We start from the raw sequence: 14450 nt of genomic DNA, 5'->3' as shown, positions 1-14450 counted from the left end.
CGCGAACCCGGCCTGACCGACAGGCCACCCCCTGAAGCGACCGGCGACTAGAACGGGAAGCGCGTCCGGCCGTGCTGGACGGAGATCCACTTCTGCGTGGTGAAGGCCTCGATGGTGGCCTCGCCGTTGAGGCGGCCCAGGCCCGAGGCCTTCTCGCCGCCGAAGGCGGCCAGCGGCTCGTCCCCGATGGTGGAGTCGTTGACGTGGATCATCCCCGTCTCGATCCGCTGCGCGAAGCGGACGCCTCGCTCCACGTCCCGGGTGTGCACGGCGCCGCTGAGCCCGTACGGGGTCGCGTTGGTCAGCCGTACGGCCTCGTCCTCGCCGTCGAAGACCACCAGCAGCGCCACCGGGCCGAAGATCTCCTGGCCCAGCAGCGGGGAGTCCTCGGGCAGACCGGTCAGGACGGTCGGCTCGACGAGGTTGCCGCGCGTAGCCCCCCGTACGAGTGCGTGCGCGCCGGATTCCACGGCTTGGTCCACCAGTGCGGTCAGGGCGTCGGCCTGGAAGGAGTTGATCAGCGGGCCGATGTGGGTGTCGGCCTCGTGCGGGTCGCCCGTCTTCAGCGTCCGCACGCGGGCGACGAACTTCTCGGTGAACTCCTCGGCGACGGAGGCGTCGACCAGGATCCGGTTGGCGGCCATACAGACCTGGCCCTGGTAGACGAAGCGGCTGAAGACGGCCGCGTCCACCGCGTAGTCGAGGTCGGCGTCGTCGAGGACGACGAGCGCGCTGTTGCCGCTGAGCTCCAGGACCGTGCGCTTGAAGTGGCGGGCGGCGACCGCCCCGACGTGCCGGCCGACCCGGTCCGAGCCCGCGAAGGAGATGACCTTGGGGACGGGGTGAGTCAGGAGCGCGTCGCCTATCTCGGCTATGTCGGTGACCAGGACGTTGAGCAGGCCGGCCGGCAGTCCCGCGTCCTCGAAGATCTTGGCGATGACCCCGCCGCCGACCACGGGTGCGTTCTGGTTGGGCTTGATCACCACCGCGTTGCCCAGCGCCAGCGCCGGGGCGACCGACTTCAGGGTGACCAGGAAGGGGAAGTTGAACGGGCTGATCACGGTGATCACGCCGACCGGGAGGCGCTGGACCCGGTTCTCCTTGCCCTCGACCGGCGAGACCAGGATGCGGCCCTCGGGGCGGACGGCCAGCTGGATCGCCTCGCGCAGGAACTCCTGGGCGAGGTAGACCTCGTACTCGGCCTTGGGACGGGTCCCGCCGAGCTCGTCGATCATCGCCTCGATGATCTCCTTCTCGCGCTCCTCGGTGATCCGCAGGGCGCGCTCCAGGACCGCGCGTCTGCTGTACGGGCTGGTGGCGGCCCATTCCCGCTGTGCGCGCTCGGCTCCGCGGTAGGCCTGGTCCACCTGCTCGACGGTGGCCACGGTGATGGCGGCGAGCTTCTCCCCGTCGTACGGGTTGACGTCGATGATGTCCCACGAACCGTTGCCGGCCAGCCATTCACCGTCGATGTACTGGTGAGCGAGATCGCTGAATATGGACATGCCATCCCTTACTGCGAGCGCGCACCCGTGCGCTGCACCGGAGACCGATCGGTCCTCAAGCACTGATCAGACGTCATACTACGTGCGAATCAAGACAGTTGGAGCAGGCCACGAAGAAGATCCCGGGTCCGGTCCGCGTCCGGGCAGTCGGTCTGGAGTCGCTCCATCGCCCGGCTGTACTGCCCCACTTCCTCGTCCTTGTCCAGGTAGAGGGCACTGGTGAGCTGTTCCAGATAGACGATGTCCTGGAGGTCCGACTCGGGGAAACGCAGCAAGGTGAAGGCTCCGCTTTCGCCCGCGTGGCCGCCGAAGGAGAAGGGCATCACCTGGAGCTGCACGTTGGGGCGCTGGGAGACCTCGATGAGGTGCTCCAGCTGGCCCCGCATGACGTCGCGGTCGCCGTACGGACGGCGCAGCGCGGCCTCGTCGAGGACGGCGTGGAAGACCGGCGCGTTCTCGGAGACGAGGACCTTCTGCCGCTCCAGGCGCAGCGCGACGCGGCGGTCGATCTCGGCGGCGGTGGCTCCGGGCATGCCGCGCTTGACGACGGCGTGGGCGTAGGCCTCGGTCTGCAACAGGCCGTGGACGAACTGGACTTCGTAGATCCGGATGAGCGAGGCGGCGCCCTCCAGACCGATGTACGTCTGGAACCACCCGGGCAGCACGTCGCCGTAACTGTGCCACCAGCCGGTCGCGTTGGCCTCCCGGACCAGTCCCAGCAGGGACTCGCGCTCGGCGGTGTCCGTTACTCCATAGAGCGTGAGGAGGTCCTCCACGTCCCTGGCCTTGAAGCTCACCCTTCCCAACTCCAAGCGGCTGATCTTCGATTCGGATGCGCGGATCGAGTAGCCGGCCGCCTCACGGGTGATGCCGCGGGATTCTCGGAGTCGCCTGAGCTGTGAGCCCAGGAGGATGCGGCGCACCACAGAACCGCTCGCTTCTGCGGCCACTAGTACTGCCCTCCCCATCGCAATGGCGTGCGCGTGGTGTGTGCGCGTCCAGGGACCCCCGTACCCCAGGGCCGCAGTCTGCCACCAAAACGCATCGGTCCGTACTCGTTCTGTAACGGAATCCTGGCTCCCAGAAAAGAAGTCCGTCAGCATGCGTAGGAAGAAATGAGCAAGAACCATCACGGGAGTGGACAGGTCCGGCGCGTGCACGTGCATCTGCCCTTGCATCCGGCTCCGCCATTCGGAACGATGGTCCCCGCGCACCTGCGTGCACTTCGCGCCGGCGCCGCGGACCCACCCCGCAGTTCTTTCTGGACGGAGTTGACCGCTCCGCCCGCGAATCCCGGGAGTGCCTCGCATGGGGACGAATGGATCGACCATGCTCGAGCCGTTACGGCAGGGGCTTCCCCCGGTCGACCCCACGGCCGTCTCCGGGTCCGCCTCCTGTGCTCTGCCCGCACGGCTCGAAGCGGTGCGGGGCGCCCGCTCCTTCTGCCGGTCGACACTGACCCAGTGGGGTCTCGAAGAACGCTTCGACGACGTGTCGCTGGTCGTCTCCGAGCTCGTCACCAACGCGCTTCGCCATGCCCTGCCTGAGGAATCGCGGGGTGCGGGCGGTGAGTCGGAGCCGCCGGTACGGCTGCACCTGATGCGGTGGAGCACCCGGCTGGTGTGCGCGGTGCGCGATCCCAGCGAGGACCGGCCCGGGGGTTCCTTCTCCCCCGAGCGGACGGCGGAGAACTTCGACCTGGAGTCCGGGCGCGGGCTGTTCCTGGTGGACGCGTACAGCGACAGCTGGGGATGGCACCCGCTCGCGGGACGGCTGACCGGCAAGGTGGTCTGGGCGCTCTTCCTGCTTCCGGACCGGCAGGACTGAACGGCCGCTCCAGCAGCCGATTCACACAGGTGAATCACGACAACTGGCCGGGACTGATCGCAATGATCATTCCCGGCCAGTGCACGTGCACGGCTTGATTGGGTGCGCTGTTCCGTCAGCCGATCAGGTGATCGAACTCGCCGTCCTTGACGCCCAGGAGCAGGGCCTCTATCTCCGCCGGCGTATAGACGAGCGCCGGACCGTCCGGAAAGCGTGAATTGCGCATGGCGACGTCGCCGCCGGGCAGCTTCGCGAACTCCACGCAGGATCCCTGCGAGTTGCTGTGTCTGCTCTTCTGCCACGTCAGCTCAAACAAGGAAGCGAGTTCTGCAGCTGCCATCCCGTTGTACGCGTGGTCCACAGGAAGCCCCCGATAGTGCAGATGTCAACTGCACTGGATCATAGCTGTGTTCACAAGCGCATGCATGGGCAGATGCACGTGCACGCGGGGTGCTTCCCTGATCACAGATACGGATCATCCTTACGGGCGAAGGGCGTTCGACACCTCGTCCAGCGAGTCCAGGAGCTGCTCGGCGGCCCCGCGGAGCACCCCCGCCCCGGGCACGTCCCACTCCGTCACTACCGCCCCGACCTCGTCCCACCGCGGGACCCTGCGCTCGCGCACCGCCTTCGCGCCCGCCTCGGTGGCGGTGCGCAGCGCGCCTGCCAGCTCGGCCGCGCCGGGCACCGGCGGGTGCGCGCGGTCCGGGAGATGGGCCTCCAGGAGCATCACGCACCGGCCCAGCCCGGCCAGGGCGTCGCCCGCGTCGTCGGCGGCGGCCCGCGACAGCCCCCGGTGCCGCACCGGCTCCCCGGCGGCCCGGTCGAGCGCGTCCTGCCAGGCCACCCGGGCGTCGCGGACGGCCAGCAGCGCCTCGCGGACGTCGGCGCGCCGGGCCCCGGCCGGGTCGGCGTACTGGGCGAGCACGGCGGCCCCGTACCGCCCCGAGGCGGCGAGCCAGTCGGCGAGGCGGGTCCGCAGCCGCGGGGTCTCCCAGGCCGGGTAGACGGCGTAGCCGATCATCGCGAGCAGTCCGCCGAGCAGCGTGAGGGCCACCCGGTCGGGCACGGTCTGGTCCCAGCGGGCGCCGCCCATGCCGAGCAGGAAGACGACGTAGGCGGAGACGAAGACCTGCGCGACGGCGTACCCGGTCCGCATCAGGCCGTACATCAGGCCCGCGCTCACCACGGCGAGGAAGCCCGACAGGTACGTCCCCGGCTGCGTCAGCTGCACGATCCCGGTGGCGACGGCGACCCCGACGAGGGTGCCGGCGAAGCGGGCGACGGCCCGCGAATACGTCTGGGAGAAGTCCGGCCGCATGACCATCACGGAGGCCATCGGAGCCCAGTAGGCGTGCCCGAACGGCAGCGCCTGGCCGATGAGGGAGCCCGCGCAGACCACGGCGGTCAGGCGCACGGCGTGCCGCAGGACCGGTGACCCGGAGCGCAGTTCGGCGCGTACGGCCTTCCACCCCAGCGGCACCAGCCCCGGCAGGGTGGGCCGCAGCATCGACTCCCCGGGATCGGCGGTGCGCCCGGATCCCGGCTCGGCCGTCTCCAGTACGTCGTCCAGGAGGGCGGCGAGCCGGCGCGCGGCCCGCAGCGGCGCGCCGGTGAGCAGATCCGCCGTGTCGGGGGACTTCAGGACCGCCAGGTCCGGTGCGGGGAGGCGGACGGGATCCCCGTGCCGGATCGCGTCCGCGGCGGCGTCCAGGACCGCCCCGGCGGCGGCGAGCAGTTCGCGCACCCGGTCCCGCGCCGGGCCCGCGGCGGGTGCGCCGACGGCCGGATCGGCGAGAGAGGCCAGCACCGGCCGGATCCTCTCCGCGAGCCCCCGCGCCCCGTGCAGCTCGGCCGGACGCCGCCGGGCCTGGCGCACGGTCACGGTGGCGGCGTCCCGGGCCTTCATCAGCGGCTGCGGATCGAAGGGCGCGACGGGGTCCTGCCGCAGCCGGCGGGCGTAGTCGGCCTCGGCGGCGAGGGCGTCGGCGAGGGCGTCGCGGTGGGCGCCCCAGCGGCGGACGGGGAAGAGCACGATGAGCAGCGCCTGCACCATCCCGCCGGCGGCGATCATCGCGGCCTGTCCGGCGGCCTGCGGCACGGAGGTCGGCAGGGTGACGGTCACCAGCATGATCGCGACGTTCCCGGAGGCGATGATCCCGGCGGTGGGCCCTGCCGCCCACATCATCCCGGCCGCGAAGGCCCAGGCGGCCAGCAGCGCCAGGAAGAGGCCGGTGTGGGAAGACCCGACGGCGTAGCCGACGAAGGTGGACACGGCCAGGGTCAGCCCGGAGGCGAGGGCGAGGTCGGGCCGCGGACGCCAGCTCTTCTGGAGGGTCGCGATGGCGGCCATGAAGGCCCCGAAGGCGGAGCTGACCGCCACGCCGGGCCCCGACAGGGCGAGCCCGGCCCCGATGACGACGGCGAGCCCCACGGCCGCGCGCAGGGCGAGGAGGGGCTCCAGCGGGGTCCGCTCGACCGTCATGCCCGACCGGGCGGTGTCCTTCAGCGCCCGGAGCCAGCTCATGGGGCCGAGCGTATCCGTTTTGCCCCGGTGCGCCGCGTTCGCCCCTGTGGGTACGGAGTGCGGGTGCGGGGTGCGGGATGGCTACGCCGCCACCGGGGGCGGGGCGCCCCGGTTACCTCGGCAGCGGTTTGCTCCGGCCGCCCACGTGCGCGGCGTCCGCGGCCGCCGTGCCGTCCTCCCAGCCCGCGAGATCGGTCGCCCCGCGCAGCCGGGTCGTCGTGGTCTGCGGGAACATCTCCTCCGCCCGCGAGGTGACGGCGACGTCGCGGGCCACTAGGGCGGGCAGGTTGTCGGGAGCCTCGCTCACCGCGTGCTCGGCGGTCTCGGCGAGCCGCCGCCCGAGCCGGCTGGCGTACGCGAGCAGGAAGGACTGCCGGAACGTCTTGGTCCGCTTGCGTCCCCCGGCGCGCTGCGCGGCCTCCGCCCGGGTCATCGCCGCCGTGCCCTGCACGAGCAGCGAGGTGTACAGCAGCTCCACCGCCTCCAGGTCGCTCTCGAAGCCGACCACCGTCGAGAACTCGAAGCCGCTGTTCCACACCGCCCGGCAGCGGTTGGCGGTGGCCACCGCGTCGAGCAGTACCGCCTTGGCTTCCTCGTACGGCGGCTCCACCCCGATCCGGCAGGCCCCCGGGACCTGCGCGGGAGCCCCGCCGCGCGCCGCCAGCAGCGCCTCGTCCACGGTGTGCCGGGCCATCAGCTCCTGGGCCTTGGCGCTCAGCGCCTCCGCCTCCTCCGGAAAGGTGGTGGCCTCGGCCTTCGCCAGCAGCGCCCGGATGCGGCCGAGCATCCGCGGCTCGATGTGGGCGTGTTCGGCGAGGGCGTCCGCCGGGTCACCGGGCAGCGGGCCCACCGGTTCGATCGAGGGCAGCCGCACCAGCAGCCGGAACACCTCCAGGAAGGCGGTGGCCAGCGTGAACCGGTCCGCCTTCTCGCGGCGCGCGAGCTGGTCGGCGTACTCCCCGTCGCTCGTCCACCACACCTCGGCCTCGCTCCACCGCTGCGGGAGACGGGCGTACCTGCGCGCTTCGGCGGCGATCAGGTCCCCGGTGATCCTCAGGTGCCGCTCTTCGAGGTCCCGGCGGACCAGCCGGAGCACGTCGGCCGGCTGCCAGCCCCGCTCCCAGCCCTGCCGTACGTACGCCTCCCCGCGCGCCAGCAGCTCCCGCCCGACCGCGCCCCACCGCGCCGGCTCGGCGGCGAGCAGCGAGGCCCCGGTGTCCAGCCCGGTGTCGTCCTGGGCGTAGAGGGCGGCGGCGAAGGCTCGGTCGACGGTCTCGGCAAGGTCTCTCACACCCCTCAGCTTGGCATGTCCGCCTTCGCGTCCCATTCCCGGCGGGCGGCCTCGATCCGCGGGCGGTGCGCGAGCGACCACTCGGCGAGGCCCTTGACCAGGACGGTCAGGCTGTGGCCGAGCTCGGTCAGCTCGTACTCGACCTGCGGGGGCACCGTGGGGTGCACGGTCCGGGTGACCAGGCCGTCGCGCTCCAGCCGGCGCACGGTGAGGGTGAGCATCCGCTGCGAGACGCCGTCGACCGCGCGCTGGAGTTCCTTGAACCGGTGGACCCCGGCCGCGAGCTGGACGACGACGAGGACGGACCACTTGTCGCCGAGCCGGTCGAGGACGTCGCGGATGCCGCAGTCGTCGTCGCAGCTCACCACGGGGGTGGTTATCGCCGTGTGCCCTGGTGACATGAAAGTGCCTCCTTACGCTCCGTGCGCCGGTGCGCACACGATGTCCGTGTACCCAACCACGCGGCGAACGAAGGACTTCCCATGCTCTTGATCACCGGCGCCTCGGGCGGACTCGGCTCCCTGGTGGCGCGACGACTGGCCGGCCGGCCGGACGTACGGTTCGGCACGCGCGCTCCGGCCGGGGGCGGAGCCGGAACCGGGCGGGTGCGGGTGGACTTCGACGAACCCGACTCGCTCGGCCCCGCCTTCGCCGGGGTGGACACCCTCCTGCTCATCTCCGCGGGGTACGGGGAGGACGACCGGGTCATCGCCCGGCACGGGGCGGCGGTCGCGGCGGCCGAGCGGGCCGGCGTGCGTCACCTCGTCTACACCAGCCTCACCGGGGCCGGCGACCACCTGCCGTACGCGCTCCCGCACCGCTGGACCGAACGCCGCCTGCGGGAGTCCTCGCTGACCTGGACCGTCCTGCGCAACGGGCTGTACGCGGAACTGCTGGCGGCCCTGGCCGCGCCCGGCCCGGACGGGCTGATCACCGCACCGCTGGGGGCCGGCCGGCTCGCGGCCGTCGCCCGGGAGGACCTGGCGGAGGTCGCGCTACGGGTGGCGCTGGCGCCGGAGGCGCACGCCGGGCAGGTGTACGAGCTGGTCGGCGACCGGGCGCTGGGCGGGGCGGAGCTGGCCGGGGCGACCGGGGCCCGCTACGCCCCGGGCCGGCTGTCCGAGGCCCGGGCCGCGCTGTCGGGCACGGACGCGCAGCCGTTCGAGGTGCCGATGCTGGTGGCGACGTACTCGGCGATCGCCGCGGGCTTCCTGGACACCCCGGACGCGGGCGTCCTCCCGAAGCTCCTGGACCGCGCCCCGCGGTCCGCGCTGTCGGTGTACGCGGAGTCGGTTCCCCGCGCCTAAGCGGCGCCTAAGCGGCGCCTAAGCGGCCGCTGGGCTGCGCCGCGGAGCCGGTGTCCCGCGCCGTCCGCGGCGCCGCTGCCGGGGAGTGTCAGAGGGCGGTGGGACACTCGCACCCATGAGCGACCGCACGTCCCGGTGGGCCCTCGCCGAGGACGGCGACGGGTGGTGGCACGCCGCGCCCGTGGACCCGGGCGCCGGGGCGCGGGTCAGCGTGCGCGAGCCCGCCGAGGCGGTGCGGGCCGCACCGGCCGGGACGCGGTGGGTCTGGCGGTCCACCACCGCCGTGTACCCCCGGCTGCTCGCCGCTGGGGTGCGGGTCGAGCGGTGCCACGACGTCGAGGACTGCGAGCTGCTGCTGCTCGGCCACGAGGGCCGGTTCGGGGAGCCCCGCTCGGCGGCGGCCGCCTGGGCCCGCCTCAACAACGGCCCCGTACCGCCCGATCCCCCGCAGCGCACCGCCGAGCCCGGCACGCAGGACTCGCTCTTCGACCCGCAGCCCGCGCCCGTCCCCCTCGACGCCCTGCTCGCCGTCCACGCCGACCAGGCGAGACGGCTCGACGCCACCGCCCACCCCGACCGGATGCGGCTGCTCACCGCCGCCGAGTCCGCCGCCTTCCTCGTCGCCGCCGAGATGAACCGCGCGGGCCTGCCCTGGCGGGCCGACGTACACCGCGCCCTGCTGACCGAGCTGCTCGGCGAGCGGTACGCGGGCGGCGGCGAGCCCCGCCGCCTCGCCGAGCTCGCCGACCGGATCTCCGCCGCCTTCGGCCGACGCGTGCGCCCCGAACTGCCCGCCGACGTCATCAAGGCCTTCGCCGAGGCCGGGATCAAGCTCAAGTCGACCCGCCGCTGGGAGATCCAGGAGCTGGACCATCCGGCCGTCGAGCCGCTGATCGAGTACAAGAAGCTGTACCGGATCTACACCGCGCACGGCTGGGGCTGGCTCACGGACTGGGTCCACGAGGGCCGCTTCCGCCCGGAGTTCATTCCCGGCGGTACCCTCACCGGCCGCTGGGTGACCAACGGCGGCGGAGCCCTGCAGATCCCCAAGGTGATCCGCCGGGCCGTCGTCGCCGATCCGGGCTGGCGGCTGGTCGTCGCCGACGCCGACCAGATGGAACCGCGCGTGCTCGCCGCGATCTCCCGCGACCCCGCCTTCATGGAGGTGGCCGGCCGGCCCGAGGACCTCTACACCGCCGTCTCCCGCCAGGGCTTCTCCGGCGACCGGGACAAGGCCAAGCTCGCCGTCCTGGGCGCCGTCTACGGGCAGACCTCCGGGGACGGCCTGAAGAACCTGGCCGCGCTGCGCCGCCGCTTCCCGCGGGCCGTGGCGTACGTCGACGACGCGGCGAAGGCGGGCGAGGAGGGCCGGCTCGTACGGACCTGGCTGGGCCGCACCTGCCCGCCGCCGGTGGGCTCCGCGGAGTCCGACGACGGCGAGGCCGGGATCCCGCAGGTCCGGGAGGACCGTGAGGACCGCGGCTGGACCCCGAGCTACGCCTCGGCCGACACCCGGGCCCGCGGCCGGTTCACCCGTAACTTCGTCGTGCAGGGCAGCGCCGCCGACTGGACGCTGCTGCTGCTCGCCGCCCTGCGGCAGACCCTCGCCGGGATGCGGGCCGAGCTGGTGTTCTTCCAGCACGACGAGGTGATCGTGCACTGCCCGGCCGAGGAGGCCGGGGCCGTCGCCGAGGCGATCCGCGCCGCCGGTGACCGGGCGGGCCGGATCGCCTTCGGCGACACCCCGGTCCGGTTCCCGTTCACGACGGCGGTCGTGGAGTGCTACGCCGACGCCAAGTGACCGCCTAGTTCTGGCTCCGGTTCCAGCCGGGAGCCAGCACGAGCTCCTTGAGCTGCTCCAGCGTCAGCGCGGGCGTCTCGCGGGTGGCCGTGCCGCTCTGGTTGGCGGTGTTGTAGGCCGAGACCACCACGCGCAGCCCGTTCCCCCGCAGGGTGTCGACGGTCCACTCGATAACGCCCTTGCCCTTCTCGGCGGGCCGCTGCGTGACCTTCACCTTGGTGCCGTCGGGCAGTGCGGTGACATCGGCGCCCGTGAAGCCCGACGTGCTTACGTTCCTGCTCACGTTGAGCTGGACCAAGGACCTGCCCTTGCCGTCGTCGAGCACGACGTAACCGTACGAGAAGTCCTGCCCGCCCTTGGAGACGACGGGAATCCCGTGGTTGGCCACCAGACGCTCCAGGGCCGCCTCGGGCTTCATGTACGGCAGCGCGACCGGCGACTCCGGCGGGTCGGCCCGCTCCACCGCGGCCGCGCGCAGGTCGTTCAGCGCCGGGTGCCACAGGGCCGAGGTGACCAGGGTCTTCAACCCGTCAGTCGTCAACGGCGGGTTGGGCCGGGAGAGCGGGGCGCCCTTCTCCGCGGGGGCGTTCCACTCGGACGCGTCGACCATGAAGCCCTGCGGGGTCGCGAGCGTGGCCCGCCAGACCTTGGTGTCCACCCGGCGGTCCGGGTACTCGTAGCCCTTGTAGAGCAGCAGCTTGGAACCGTCCGCCAGCCGCTCTTCGGTGCAATCGTCGTACTCCTGGACGTTCTTGTCCCCGCACGTGGTCAGCTCGCGGGCGTTGCTGCCGTTCGGGTCCACCCGGGAAAGGCCGACGCTGATGGCCGCCTTGCCGCCGCCGTCGTCGTACACGCCGGACACCATCGGGGAATCGTCGCTGCCGCGCGCCTGGGTGTCGGTCAGCTTCCCGCCGGGCAGCAGCTCCTTGAACACGGCGAGCAGCTGGTCGGCGGTGACCGCTCCGGTGCCGGTTCCGTGCAGTCTCGGGTCGGAGCCTCCGCTCGTGCCGGACCCGCCGCTCGGCAGGGGCGGCGGCGCCGCCACATTGACCTGGCCGGAGCCGGAGCCGTCGAGCAGGCCGCCGGAGTAGGCGCCGGCCGCCCCGATCACGGCCAGGGCCAGCACCGATCCGCCGACGACGGCGGCCCGGCGGCGGGCCACCAGCCGCCGGCCGCGCTGCTCGCCGGCGTCCACGAGGGCGACCCCATCGGTCGTGAAACCGTCCCCCGCGCGCCGGAGCGCTTGGCCGAGCTCGTCTTCAAAGGGCATGGGGAACCAAACCTTCCGTTTCAAGGTGGGTGAGGAAAGGGGGAAAGGACCGGCGATCTCAGAGTTCCGCGAACGCGGTGAGGCTGCCGCCGAGTTGCTCCCGCAGCCGGCCCAGCGCCCGCGAGGTGCGGGTGCGCACCGCCGCCGAGCTGACGTTCATCGCGTCGGCGGTCTCCTCGACACTGCGGTCCTCCCAGTACCGCAGCACCAGCACCGCCCGGTCCTTCGGCGCCAGCCGCCCCAGCGCCTCCAGCAGCGTCAGCCGCAGCGCCGGATCGGCGCCGGCGGCCGCCGCGCCCCGGTCGGGGAGCTCCCCGACGGGGCGCTCCCACGCCGACCGGCGGCGCTGGTGGGTCAGGAAGGCCCGCACCAGCACCGTCTGCGCGTACGCCGCCGGATTGTCGATGCGGGAGATCCGCCCCCAGTTCAGGTACATCCGCCCCAGGGTCTCCTGCACCAGGTCCTCCGCGAGGTGGGTGTCCCCGCTCGCCAGCAGACACGCGGACCGGTACAGATGCCCCGACCGGTCTGCCGCGAACTCACGGAACCCGTCTCTGCGACCCTGCCGCATGTACTCCCCCTCGCATCCGTCTCACCCCATTGACGCGACGGCGGTGCGGGAATGTTTCACCCCGCCGGGAAACCGGTCAGCCCAGGTCGTGGAAGTAGATGTGGAACGCGTCGCGGACGAAGCCCTCCGCCTCGTACAGCCCCTGCGCGATCGTGTTGTCGTACGCGGTCTCCAGCTGTACGCCCGCCACCCCCGCCTCGCGGGCCAGACGCAGCACCTCGCGCAGCAGCGCACGGCCCGCGCCGGTGCGGCGGCCGGACGGGTCCACGTACAGGTCGTTCAGGATCCAGACGGGCCGCAGGGCGAGTGACGAGAACGTGCGGTAGACCTGTGCGAAGCCCACCGCCCCGGCTGCCGGGGTCTCGGCGAGCAGGACGAGGGACTCGTCCTTCGCGATCCGTTCCGCCAGGAAGGCGCGCGGGTGGTCCGGGTCCTCGACGTCCACCTCGTAGAAGTCCAGGTATCCGCGGAACAGTGCGGCCGCCGCTGGGACGTCCGCCTCCCCCGCCGCGCGGACCGTGACGGCCCCCTCGTCTGCCGCCTGCGCCTGACCGATCATGTGCAACTCCCTGGTCCGTGTCCGCGCTGCCGGGAACCATTGTGCGCGCGAGCGCGGTTCGGGCGCCTGCCGCGCCAACCCCCGTGTCCTTCCCACGCGGACCCGGCCGCGCACCCCGGCGACCGCAGGAGTGATCGCCTCCGGACTGGTTATGCTCGCCCCATGACCCTGCCCATTACAGAAGGCGGAGTTGGCTCCCTCTTACGCAAGTGGCGCCGACGAAGGAAGATCAGTCAGCACGAGCTCGCCCTTCAGGTCGAGACCTCGGCACGTCATCTCAGTTTCGTCGAAACCGGCCGGTCCCGGCCGAGCCGGTCACTGCTCCACCGGCTGGCGGACGGCCTGGAGATCCCGCTCCGGCAGCGCAACACCCTGCTGGTGTCCGCAGGTTATTCACCGCTCTACCAGGAAACCCCGCTCGAAGCCCCGCGGCTCAAGGTGGTGCGGGAGGCGGTCGACCGGCTGATCACCGCACACGCCCCCTATCCGGCACTCGCCGTCGACGCCGACGAGGACATCGTCGCCATGAACCTCGGCGCCGAGCTGCTCCTCGCGGAGGTCTCACCGGCCCTGCTCGTCCCACCCGTCAACGTCATGCGGGTCTGCCTCCATCCCGAGGGCCTCGCCCGCCAAGTGGTCAACGTCGACGAATGGCGCAGCCACCTCCTCGGCAGGCTCTACCGGCAGTCCGTGTACTCGGGCCGCGAGAGCCTGCGCGAGCTGTACGACGAGGTCACGGCTTACGGCCCGCGTACGGCGAAGGACTGCCAGGAGCTCTCCGACACCATCGTCGCCTCGATCCGGGTCCGCGCGCTGGGCACGGAACTGAAGCTCTTCAGTACGATCACCACCTTCGGCGCGGCCACCGACATCACCGTGGCCGAGCTCTCGCTGGAGACGATGCACCCGGCGGACGCCCACACCGCCGCCGCCTTCCGGGCAGCGGCGGAGCGTCAGCCGGACAGGAAGGCCAGCATGTCCTTGTTGAGCCGCTCAGCGTGAGAGGCGAAGAGGCCGTGGGCGGCTCCCTCGTAGCGGATGAATGAGCTGCCCGCGATGAGCCCGGCCGTACGCGCTCCGCACAGCTCCACCGGAGCCGCCAGGTCGTTCTCGCCGTGGATGACGAGGGTGGGTACGGCGACCTCGGCGGTCTCCGCCCGCTTGTCGGTGGTGAACAGGGTCCGGTAGATCTCCTGCGTGGCCCGCGGGGAGCTGTCCAGCGCCAGGTCGGCCATCCAGCGGGCCAGCTCGGGCGAGACCGCGAGGTCTTCGGGTCCGGCGCCCGCGCCACCGAAGAACGGCGCCGCCAGACCGGCCGCCCAGCGCGGCCGGTCTGCGTCGATCGCCGCGGCCATCTGGTCGAGCAGCTCCACGTCGACCCCGTCCGGGTTGTCGTCCGTCCGCATGATGAACGGAGTCGTCGGGCTGATCAGCACGAGCCGCTCGACGCGCTCCGCGCCGTACCGGGCCAGGTACCGGACGGCTTCCCCCGCCCCCACCGCGCAGCCCACCAGGGCCACTTCGCGCAGGTCCAGGCTCTCCAGCACCGCGGCCAGGTCGTCGGCCAGGGTGTCGTAGTCGTACCCGTCCCAGGGCCGGTCGGAACGGCCGCAGCCCCGCCGGTCGTAGCTGACGCAGCGCAGGCCTTCCCGCACCAGGTACGGCGCCTGGAACTCTCACACGCGCGAGCTCATCACCCCGGTGCCCAGCAGCACCACCGGCCGACCCGCACCCCAGTCGGTGCAGTACAGGTTCGTACCGTCTTGCGCGGTGACGTACGGCATGGAGAACA

The 14450-nt window shown here is 72.4% G+C and carries 14 protein-coding genes; 4 read left to right on the top strand and 10 right to left on the bottom strand.

The window, feature by feature from the left end; all coding sequences use genetic code 11:
- Nucleotides 1-47: 47 nt before the first annotated feature.
- Complete coding sequence (locus OG429_RS21420) at nt 48-1505, bottom strand: aldehyde dehydrogenase family protein (RefSeq protein ID WP_328926909.1); 1458 nt, start codon at nt 1503-1505, stop codon at nt 48-50.
- Between the two features lie 89 nt (nt 1506-1594).
- Entirely contained in the window at nt 1595-2473 is an 879-nt protein-coding gene (locus tag OG429_RS21415; RefSeq protein ID WP_328926908.1) for a helix-turn-helix domain-containing protein, read from the bottom strand.
- 340 nt (nt 2474-2813) lie between these two features.
- On the opposite strand from OG429_RS21415, the gene OG429_RS21410 reads away from it, so the two are divergent.
- Nucleotides 2814-3332, top strand: a complete 519-nt coding sequence (locus OG429_RS21410) for an ATP-binding protein (RefSeq protein WP_328926907.1) — start codon at nt 2814-2816, stop codon at nt 3330-3332.
- Nucleotides 3333-3447: 115 nt separating this feature from the next.
- Here OG429_RS21410 and OG429_RS21405 read toward each other — a convergent pair whose 3' ends face one another.
- The 4 genes from OG429_RS21405 to OG429_RS21390 all read right to left on the bottom strand — a co-directional run bounded on the left by OG429_RS21405 (nt 3448) and on the right by OG429_RS21390 (nt 7551).
- Nucleotides 3448-3693 (bottom strand): DUF397 domain-containing protein, encoded by a 246-nt coding sequence (locus OG429_RS21405; protein ID WP_030656519.1) that lies wholly within the window; start codon nt 3691-3693, stop codon nt 3448-3450.
- 120 nt (nt 3694-3813) lie between these two features.
- Nucleotides 3814-5859, bottom strand: coding sequence for an FUSC family protein (locus OG429_RS21400; RefSeq protein WP_328926906.1), 2046 nt, complete (start codon nt 5857-5859; stop codon nt 3814-3816).
- 112 nt (nt 5860-5971) lie between these two features.
- The gene (locus tag OG429_RS21395) at nt 5972-7186 is read right to left on the bottom strand and encodes a DUF2786 domain-containing protein (RefSeq protein WP_405679155.1); all 1215 of its coding nucleotides are present in this window, start codon (nt 7184-7186) and stop codon (nt 5972-5974) included.
- Entirely contained in the window at nt 7156-7551 is a 396-nt protein-coding gene (locus OG429_RS21390) for a winged helix-turn-helix transcriptional regulator (RefSeq protein ID WP_328926904.1), read from the bottom strand. The genes OG429_RS21395 and OG429_RS21390 overlap by 31 nt, the downstream gene beginning before the upstream one ends.
- 81 nt (nt 7552-7632) lie before the next feature.
- Here OG429_RS21390 and OG429_RS21385 point away from each other — a divergent pair, with 81 nt between their 5' ends.
- Together OG429_RS21385 and OG429_RS21380 are read left to right on the top strand one after the other, a co-directional pair.
- Nucleotides 7633-8457: an NAD(P)H-binding protein gene (locus OG429_RS21385; protein WP_328926903.1), complete on the top strand. Its 825-nt coding sequence runs from the start codon at nt 7633-7635 to the stop codon at nt 8455-8457.
- Nucleotides 8458-8572: 115 nt separating this feature from the next.
- On the top strand, nt 8573-10258 hold the full coding sequence (locus OG429_RS21380; RefSeq protein WP_328926902.1) for a bifunctional 3'-5' exonuclease/DNA polymerase: 1686 nt from the start codon (nt 8573-8575) through the stop codon (nt 10256-10258).
- A 4-nt stretch (nt 10259-10262) separates the two neighbouring features.
- Here OG429_RS21380 and OG429_RS21375 read toward each other — a convergent pair whose 3' ends face one another.
- The 3 genes from OG429_RS21375 to OG429_RS21365 form a co-directional block, all read right to left on the bottom strand.
- Nucleotides 10263-11528, bottom strand: coding sequence for a hypothetical protein (locus tag OG429_RS21375; protein ID WP_328926901.1), 1266 nt, complete (start codon nt 11526-11528; stop codon nt 10263-10265).
- A 58-nt stretch (nt 11529-11586) separates the two neighbouring features.
- Nucleotides 11587-12099 carry a SigE family RNA polymerase sigma factor gene (locus OG429_RS21370; RefSeq protein ID WP_328926900.1) on the bottom strand — a complete coding sequence of 171 codons (513 nt, stop codon included), beginning with the start codon at nt 12097-12099 and terminating at the stop codon, nt 11587-11589.
- A gap of 76 nt (nt 12100-12175) precedes the next feature.
- Complete coding sequence (locus OG429_RS21365; protein ID WP_328926899.1) at nt 12176-12658, bottom strand: GNAT family N-acetyltransferase; 483 nt, start codon at nt 12656-12658, stop codon at nt 12176-12178.
- A 162-nt stretch (nt 12659-12820) separates the two neighbouring features.
- On the opposite strand from OG429_RS21365, the gene OG429_RS21360 reads away from it, so the two are divergent.
- Nucleotides 12821-13660, top strand: coding sequence for a helix-turn-helix domain-containing protein (locus OG429_RS21360; RefSeq protein WP_328926898.1), 840 nt, complete (start codon nt 12821-12823; stop codon nt 13658-13660).
- Here OG429_RS21360 and OG429_RS21355 read toward each other — a convergent pair.
- On the bottom strand, nt 13612-14313 hold the full coding sequence (locus tag OG429_RS21355; RefSeq protein WP_328926897.1) for an alpha/beta fold hydrolase: 702 nt from the start codon (nt 14311-14313) through the stop codon (nt 13612-13614). The two genes, OG429_RS21360 and OG429_RS21355, sit on opposite strands and share 49 nt — an antisense overlap.
- Between the last annotated feature and the right edge of the window lie 137 nt (nt 14314-14450).

It is taken from the genome of Streptomyces sp. NBC_00190, assembly GCF_036203305.1.
GTDB lineage: Bacteria > Actinomycetota > Actinomycetes > Streptomycetales > Streptomycetaceae > Streptomyces.
Note: the sequence above shows the minus strand (reverse complement) of the source record. Positions and strands in the feature narration are given on the sequence as shown.